General features: G+C 64.3%; 1 protein-coding gene. It reads right to left on the minus strand.

What is annotated here, in order from left to right; genetic code table 11:
• Window positions 1-442, minus strand: a 442-nt coding sequence (locus IB279_RS36775) for an aldehyde dehydrogenase family protein (protein ID WP_192341265.1), incomplete at both ends; no start/stop codon positions are given.

Here is a 442-nt window from a genome sequence, read left to right on the forward strand (position 1 = left end):
TGACGATGAGCCGCGAAGATGCGGTGCAACGCTGGCCGGTCGAGAAGAAGGCCGAATTGACCGCCGCCTCGACCGCGACCGCAAGATCGGCGTCGTCAAGCACGACGAACGGGTTCTTGCCGCCCATTTCCAGCTGGTATTTGCGATTGTGTTCGACGGAGGCGAGCGCCACGCGTTTTCCCGTGCCGGTCGAGCCGGTGAAGGTGATGGCGTGAATGTCGGGACTGTCGAGCATGGCCTGGCCGACGACCGAGCCCTTGCCCATCACGAGGTTCAACACACCCTTCGGCAGGCCGGCGCGGTGAAGAATGTCGGCGATCGCCCAGGAACTGCCGGGCACCAGTTCGGCCGGCTTGAAGACGACGGTGTTGCCGTAGCAAAGCGCCGGCGCGATCTTCCAGGCGGGAATGGCGATCGGGAAGTTCCAGGGCGTGATGATGCC

It is taken from the genome of Ensifer sp. ENS06, assembly GCF_014852205.1.
In the GTDB taxonomy this organism is placed as follows: Bacteria; Pseudomonadota; Alphaproteobacteria; order Rhizobiales; family Rhizobiaceae; genus Ensifer; species Ensifer adhaerens.